The 8,874-nt window shown below is 68.1% G+C and carries 1 protein-coding gene; it reads left to right on the top strand.

Annotation, left to right across the window (positions count from 1 at the left end):
• Nucleotides 1-8,874: amino acid adenylation domain-containing protein (locus tag ACF8SD_RS11195; protein ID WP_392484351.1), on the top strand; the 8,874-nt coding region annotated here is incomplete at both ends.

Genomic DNA, 8,874 nt, shown 5'->3' with positions numbered 1-8,874 from the left:
CACCTGCCCGACGGCAACATCGAATACCTCGGCCGCAACGACGACCAGGTCAAACTGCGTGGCCTGCGTATCGAACTGGGTGAAATCCAGGCCGGCCTCACGGCCATCGAGGGCGTCAAGGAGGCGGTGGTGCTGGCCCACGACCAGCGCCTGGTTGCTTACTACACTGGCGACGCACAACCGGTGGACACCCTGCGCAGCGCATTGCTCACCCATCTGCCCGAATTCATGGTGCCGGCACAGTTCATGCACCTCGACGCCCTGCCGCTGAGCCCCAACGGCAAGCTCGACCGCAAGGCTCTGCCAGCCCCCGGCCCCCTCCAGGACCGCCCGTTCGAAGCCCCGCAAGGCGACACCGAACACCTGCTGGCGGCCCTGTGGGCCGAGCTGCTGGGCGTAGAGCGGGTAGGGCGGCATGACAACTTCTTCGAACTGGGCGGGCACTCGCTGTTGGCCGTCAGCCTGACCGCGCGCCTGCGTGCCCAAGGCCTGCACGCCGATATCCGCGTGTTGTTCGGCCAACCCACCCTGGCTGCGCTCGCCGCGGCGCTGGGCGCTGACACACGCAGGGCGGTGCCGGCCAACCGTATTGTCCCGGGGACCACGGCGATCACCCCGGCCATGCTGCCGCTGGCCGACCTGTCGCAGGCGGCCATCAACACCCTGGTCGCGCAGGTGCCCGGCGGTATCCAGAACATTCAGGACATCTACGGCCTGGCGCCGTTGCAGCAGGGCATTCTCTACCACCACCTGGCCAGCGACGGCGCCGACCCGTATGTGCTGCAAGCGCGCTTCGCCTTCCCTGGCCAAGCCGAACTGGACGCTTTTGCCGCCGCGCTCGACCAGGTCATTGCCCGCCACGACATCTTGCGCACCAGCATTCACTGGCAAACCCTGGAAGAACCGGTGCAAGTGGTCTGGCGTACGGTGCCGTCGCTAGCCGCCAGCATGCACTGCGCACCCGGCTGCACCGGTATCGGCCTTGGCCAGGCCCCGCTGGTGCGGCTGCTGCCCGAGCAGACCGACACGGGCCTGCAAGCCACGTTGCTGATCCACCACATCATCCTTGACCACGCCGCCGTCGAGCTGTTGGTGGCGGAAATCACCGCTGTGCTGCAGGGCCGCCCGCTCGCCGAGGCCAGCGTGCCTTACCGCAATTATGTGGCCCAGGCGCGCCTGGGCGCCGATCCCCAAGCCGATGAAGCATTGTTCCGCGAACTGTTGGGCGACATCGACGAGCCCACCCTGGTCTACGGCCTGCACGACGCGCACGGTGACACCTGTGACGTCCACGACAGCCGCCTGAGCGTGGATGCCGCGCTGTGCGGGCGCTTGCGCGAGCAGGCGCGGCAGTTGGGCGTGAGCGTCGCCAGCCTGATGCACCAGGCCTGGGCGCAAGTACTGGCGCAGCTGTCCGGCCGCGAAGAGGTGGTGTTTGGTACGGTGCTGCTGGGCCGCCTGCAGGGCGGCGAAGGTGCCGAACGGGCGCTGGGCATGTTCATCAACACCTTGCCCCTGCGCGTCAGCGTCGGTGCCGCAGGCACTGCCGAGGGCGTGCGCCTTACCCACAAGCGCCTGGCGCGGCTGCTGGCACACGAACAGGCCTCGCTGGCCCTGGCCCAGCGCTGCAGCGGCGTGCCGGCGACCCAGGCGCTGTTCACCAGCCTGCTGAACTACCGCCACAGCGCCCCCGCCAAGGTCGAACTGCGCCAGGCATGGCAGGGCATCGAGCAGATCGCCGCCCACGAGCGCAGCAACTACCCACTGGTGGTGAACATCGATGACCTGGGCGAAGGCCTGGTGCTCACCGTGCAGGCGGTGTCGCAGGTAGACGGCGGGCAGGTTTGCCGCCTGCTGGCGACCGCCCTGGCGCAACTGGCCGATGCCTTGCAACAGGCCCCGGCCACGCCGTTGCATACGCTCAGCCAACTGGCGCCCGGCGAACGCGAACTGCTGCTGCAAGGCTTCAACGCCACCCGCCGAGACTACCCGCACGAGCATGCGCTGCACCAACTGGTCGGTACCCACGCCGCCCTCACGCCACAGGCGACCGCCGTGGTGCACGGGCAGCGCCAGTGGTCCTACCAGCAACTGGATGAGCATGCCAACCGCCTGGCTCACCACCTGCTCAGCCTGGGCGTAAACCCGGGTGAGCGGGTGGCACTGCTGCTGCCGCGCAGCTTCGACCTGCTCGCCGCGCAATTGGCCGTGAGCAAATGCGCCGCGGTATTCGTGCCGCTGGACAGCAATGCCCCGGTTGAACGCCAGGCGTTCATGATCCAGGACTGCCAGGCCCGCGTACTGCTGACGCTCGCCAGCCAGGCGCAAACCGGCGGGGCCGTGCGGGTAGAGCTGGATCGCTGCGACCTGTCCGCCTGCCCCCACCATGCACCGGCCCTGGCGGTGAACGCGCAGAGCGCGGCCTACGTCATGTACACCTCGGGCTCGACGGGCACGCCGAAAGGTGTGCTGGTTCCTCACCGGGCGATCGTTAGGCTGGCCATCAACAACGGCTTTGCCGAGTTCAACCGTGACGACCGGGTGGCCTTCGCCTCCAACCCTGCATTCGACGCCAGTACCCTGGAGGTATGGGCGCCGCTGCTCAACGGCGCCTGCGTGGTGGTGATCGACCAGCCGCAGGTGCTGTGCCGCGAGGCCTTGCGCGATGTATTGGTAGCCCAGCAGGTGAGCGTGCTGTGGCTGACCGCAGGCTTGTTCCACCAGTTTGCCGATGCCTTGCTGCCAGCCTTCGCCAAGCTGCGCTACCTGATGGTGGGCGGCGACGTGCTGGACCCGGCAGTGATCGCCCGGGTGCTGCGCGACGGTGCGCCGCAGCACTTGCTCAATGGCTACGGCCCGACCGAGGCCACCACTTTCAGCACCACCCATGAAATAACGGCTGTGGGCCAAGGCAGCATTCCGATCGGCAAGCCCATCGGCAATGGCCGCTGCTACGTGCTCGATGCCCGTCGGCAACCGGTCCCGCTGGGCGCCGTAGGCGAGTTGTATATCGGTGGCGATGGCGTGGCGCTGGGCTACCTCGGCCAGCCCGCGCTGACCGCCGAACGCTTCCTCGATGACCCTTTCAGTGGCCAGGCAGAGGCGCGCATGTACCGCAGCGGCGACCTGGTCAGCTGGCAGGCCGACGGCACGCTGCGCTACCTTGGGCGTGCCGACCAGCAGGTCAAGCTGCGCGGGTTCCGTATCGAACTCGGGGAAATCGAAGCGTGTCTCGGCCAGTGCGAAGGCGTGCGTGACAGCGCCGTGGTCCTGCGTGAAGACGCCCCGGGCGACAAACGCCTGGTGGCTTACTTCACCGCGCATGCGGCAGCGCCGCTGGTCGCCGACTTGCACAGCCGCCTGCAAAGCCTGCTGCCGGACTACATGGTGCCGGCTGCCTACGTGTGCCTGGCCGAGCTGCCATTGACTGCCAACGGCAAGCTTGACCGCCGTGCACTGCCGCTTCCGGGCAGCGACGCCCTGGTGAGCCGGGCTTTCGAGGCCCCGCAAGGGGCGGTGGAAGTTGCCCTGGCCGCCATCTGGGCCGAGGTGCTGAAGGTCGAGCAGGTCGGGCGCCATGACCACTTCTTCGAACTGGGTGGCCATTCGCTGCTGGCGGTAACCCTGGTCGAGCGCATGCGCAAGGCTGGCCTGCTTGCCGATGTGCGTGTCCTGTTCGCCCAGCCGACCCTGGCGGCACTGGCCGCTGCCGTGGGCAGCGGGCGCGAGGTGGACGTACCGGCCAACCGGGTACCGGTCGACGCCCAGGCGATCACCCCGGCGATGCTCAGCTTGATCGAACTGGATCAGGCCAGCATCGACCGTATCGTTGCCAGCGTGCCGGGTGGTGCAGCCAACGTGCAGGAAATCTACCCGCTGGCACCGCTGCAGGAAGGCATTCTGTACCACCACCTCAGCGCCGAGCAGGGCGACCCGTACCTGCTGCAGTCACGCCTGGCGTTCGACAGCCTGGCCGACCTGCAGCGCTGGGCTGGCGCGCTGCAGCAGGTGATCGACCGCCACGACATCCTGCGCACCGCTGTGCTCAGCGAAGGCCTTGAGCAGGCGGTACAAGTGGTTTGGCGCAAGGCCCGCATGGCGGTTACCGCTGTCGAGGGGCTGGGCAGCGAAGCGGTGCTCGATGCCTTGCAGGCACGCTACGATGCCCGCCACCAGCGCCTGGACCTGGCCTGCGCACCTTTGCTGCGCCTGGTGTATGCCGCCGACCCGCGCAACCAGCGGGTGGTGGCGATACTGCAGTTCCACCACCTGGCCCTGGACCATACCGCCATGGAGGTCATCGCGGGCGAAATGCAGGCATTGATGGACGGGCAGGGCGCACAACTGCCCGCGCCGGTGCCGTACCGTACGTACGTGGCCCAGGCGCGGTTGGCGGCAGACGATGCCGGCCATGAGGCATTCTTCCGCGAGATGCTGGGTGACTTGGATGAGCCCACCCTGCCGTTCGGACTGGCCGATGTGCAGGGCGAAGGGCATGCCATCGAAGAGGCCCAACTGCAGCTGGATGCCACCTTGGCCCGCAACCTGCGCGAACAGGCCCGGCGCCTGGGCGTCAGTGTCGCCAGCCTGGCCCACCTGGCCTGGGCGCGGGTACTGGGGGTGCTGGCCAACCGCAGCGACGTGGTCTTCGGCACGGTGCTGATGGGCCGCCTGCAAGGCGGTGCAGGGGCTGACCGGGCACTGGGTGTGTTCATCAATACCTTGCCGCTGCGCATCGACCTGTCGACGCCGGTAGCGCAGGCGGTGCGCCTGACCCACCAGCGGCTGTCTGCGCTGCTGCAACACGAGCATGCCACGCTGGCCCTGGCCCAGCGTTGCAGCGCGGTGGCGGCGTCTTCGCCGCTATTCAGCGCTTTGTTCAACTACCGCCATAGCAGTGCCGCTGGCCGTGCTGCCGGCAGCCAAGGCGTGCGCCTGCTGGGAGGGGAGGAGCGCAGCAACTACCCGCTGACCCTCAGCGTCGACGACCTGGGCGAAGGTTTTGCCTTGAGCGTATTGGCCCAGCAGGGCGTAGGCGCCGAGCAGGTGGCACGCTGGATGAGCCAGGCACTCGCGCAATTGGCTCAGGCACTGGCGCAGGGCGCAACCGCTGCGGTGAGCACGCTGCCGATTATCGACCAGGCGACACGCCAGCAGTTGCTGGACACCTTCAATGCAACCCGGCGCGACTACCCGACCGGGCACACCGTGCATGCCCTGGTCGAAGCCCAGGCCGCACGCACGCCACAGGCCGCGGCGCTGGTGCAGGCTGGCCGGGTGCTGAGCTATGGCGAGCTGAACCGTAGCGCCAACCGCCTGGCCCATTACCTGATTGCCCAGGGCGTGCAGGTGGGTGACCGGGTTGCCCTGTGCCTGCCGCGCAGCCTGGAGCGCCAGATCGGCTTGCTGGCCGTGCTGAAGGCCGGCGCTGCCTATGTGCCGATCGACCCGACCTACCCGGCCGAGCGGATCGCCTACCTGTTGGCCGACAGCGCGCCTGCGCGGGTGGTGGTCGAGTCTGCGACCCGGGCCCTGGTGGGCGACGCCCCGTGCATCGTGCTGGACAGCGACGCCTGGCAAGGCGCAGCGCAGGGCAACCCGCACGTGGCTGGCCTGGATCACCAGCAACTGGCCTATGTGATCTATACCTCCGGCTCCACCGGCCAGCCCAAGGGGGTGATGGTCGAGCATGCGACGCTGGCCAACCTGGTGCACTGGCACCGCGAGGCCTTTGCCGTGACTGCAGGCAGCCATACCAGCAGCGTGGCCGGGTTCGGCTTCGATGCGCTGGCCTGGGAAGTCTGGCCGACGCTGTGCGCAGGGGCGGTGTTGCACCTGCCGCCGCTGCAAGTGGCCAGTGAACACGTGGACGAACTGCTCGACTGGTGGCTGGAACAACCGCTGGCCGTCAGCTTCCTGCCAACGCCGGTCGCCGAACAGGCCTTGCGCCGGGAGCGCCAGCACCCGACCTTGCGGACCTTGCTGGTCGGTGGCGACCGCTTGCGGGCGTTCGAACACGACCCAGGCTTCAGCGTGGTGAACAACTATGGCCCGACCGAAACAACGGTGGTGGCCAGCGCTGGCCGGGTGCTGCCTGGCAGCGTACCGCACATCGGCAAGCCCATCGCCAACACCCGTGTCTATGTGCTCGATGAACAGCGCCAGCCGGTGCCGGTGGGCGCGGCCGGTGAGCTGTACATCGGCGGGGCCGGGGTGGCACGCGGTTACTTCAGGCGTGAGGCGCTGAGCGCCGAGCGCTTCCTGGCCGACCCGTTCAGCAGCGAGGCCCATGCGCGCATGTACCGCAGCGGTGACCTGGTGCGCTGGAATGCCGATGGCACCCTGGACTACCTGGGCCGCAACGATGACCAGGTGAAGATCCGTGGTGTGCGGGTCGAGTTGGGCGAAATCGAAAGCGTGCTGGCTGCCCAGCCGGGCGTGATCGATGCCGTGGTACTGGTGCGCGGTGAGCGCCTGCTGGCCTGGTTCACCGCCAGCGCGCCGGTTGCCCCGGACGCGTTGCGTGAGGCGATGCAGGCGAGCTTGCCGCCACACCTGGTGCCGTTGGCGTTCACCCGCCTGGACCATTTGCCGCTGACCCGGCATGGCAAGCTCGACCGCAAGGCCTTGCCAGACCCCGACCCGGCGCTGCTGGCCAGGCAGGAGTACGTGGCTCCGCAAGGCGCAGTCGAAAGCGCACTGGCTGCCGTGTGGGCCGAGATGCTGCAGGTCGAGCGGGTGGGGCGGCACGATAACTTCTTCGAGTTGGGCGGCCATTCCCTGTTGGCGGTCAACCTGACGGCACGTTTGCGCCGCCAGGGCCTGCTGGTCGATGTGCGGACCTTGTTTGGCCAACCGAGCATCGCTGCGCTGGCGGCCACCCTGGGCCAGGCACGCGAGGTGCAGGTGCCGGAGAACCTGATCCCTGCAGGCTGCACCCACATCACCCCGGCTATGCTGCCGCTGCTGGCCCTGGAGCAGGGCGCGATCGAGCGTATCGTCGCCCAGGTGCCGGGCGGTGCGGCCAACGTGCAGGACATCTACCCACTGGCGCCGTTGCAGGAAGGTATCCTCTACCACCACCTGAGTGCTGCGGGCCACGACCCGTATGTGCTGCAATCACGCTTTGCCTTCGCCAGCCGGGAGCACCTGGCACGCTTTGCCCGCGCACTGGACAACGTCATCGCGCGTCACGACGTGCTGCGTACCGCCATCCTCTGGGACGGCTTGCCCCAGCCGGTGCAAGTGGTGCTGCGCGACGTGGCGTCGCTTGTGCCGCAAACCCTTGGCAGCGGTGCTGCAGCGGGCCGACCGGTCTCTGCGGCTCTGGACCTGCGCCAGGCCCCGCTGCTGCGCCTGCTGTACACCGATGCCGACGGCCCGATCGAGGCGACCCTGCAGTTCCACCATATCGTGCTCGACCATACCGCCATGGAAGTGGTGGCCGAGGAGCTGATCGGCTTCTTGCAGGGCAACGACGAACCTGCCCACGCCCCCGTGCCTTACCGCAACTATGTGGCCCAGGCACGCCTTGGCCTCAGCCAGGACGCGCACGAAGCGTTCTTCCGTGAGCAACTGGCGGCGATCGACGAGCCGACCCTGCCGTTCGGCCTGAGCGATGTCCAAGGCGATGGCCGCGACATCGAAGAAGCGCAGCTGTGGCTGCATGACAGCCTGGGCCAACGGCTACGGGTGCAGGCGCGGCAGCTGGGCATCAGCGTCGCCAGCCTGTTCCACCTGGCCTGGGCGCGCCTGCTGGGCGCCGCCAGCGGCCAACCGCGCGTGGTATTCGGCACGGTGCTGCTAGGCCGCCTGCAAGGCGGCGAAGGCGCCGAGCGTGCGCTGGGCATGTTCATCAACACCTTGCCATTGCGCATCGACCTGGCCGGCGTCAGCCTGCGCGAGGCGGCTCATGCTACCCACCAGTCCCTCAGCGCGCTGCTGGCCCACGAGCACGCCCCGCTGGCATTGGCGCAACGCTGCAGCGGCGTGGCGGCGCCGCAGCCATTGTTCAGCGCAATGCTCAACTACCGGCACAGCAGCCAGGCCACCGCCAGCCAGAAGCAGGCGACAGCAGGGATGGAAAGCCTGGAAAGCCAGGAGCGCAGCAACTACCCATTGAGCTTGAACGTGGACGACACCGGGGGTGGTTTCCGCCTGGTGGCCATGACCACTGCCGGCGTTGGCGCTGCGCGCATCTGCGGGCAAATGGAGCAAGTGTTGCAGGCCATGGTGCAGGCCCTGGAGCATGAACCGGGGCTGGCTTTGCAGCGCTTGCCGGTGCTGCAGGTCGAGGAACGCCAGCGGGTGCTGGCCGGGTTCAACGACACGGCCGTCGGCTACGACCTCGGGCAGACCTTGCACGGCCTGATCGAAGCGCAGGTTCGGCGCACCCCCGAAGCTGTGGCGGTCAGGGCCGAGGAGGGCGAGCTGAGCTACGGCCAGCTCAACCAGCAGGCCAACCGCCTGGCGCACCACTTGATCGGCTTAGGGGTAAAACCGGACGATCGCGTGGCCATCTGCGTCGAACGCGGCCTGTCGATGGTGGTGGGGTTGCTGGCCATTCTCAAGGCCGGTGGCGCTTATGTGCCGGTGGACCCGGACTACCCGGCCGAGCGCGTGCGGCACATGCTGACCGACAGCGCGCCGGTGGCGGTGCTGGTGCATGCGGCTACCCGGCATGTGCCGGAAGCGGGTCTGCTCATTGATCTGGACCAGCCGAGCTGGACGGATCAGCCTGTGGTTGACCCGGTTGTAGCAGGGCTCAATGCCCGGCACCTGGCCTACGTGATCTATACCTCCGGTTCGACCGGGCTGCCGAAAGGCGTGATGAACGAGCATGCCGGGGTCGTTAACCGCCTGCTGTGGATGCAG

It is taken from the genome of Pseudomonas sp. CJQ_9, from assembly GCF_043106615.1.
GTDB lineage: Bacteria > Pseudomonadota > Gammaproteobacteria > Pseudomonadales > Pseudomonadaceae > Aquipseudomonas > Aquipseudomonas juntendi.
This window is presented reverse-complemented; position numbering and strand designations above follow the sequence as displayed.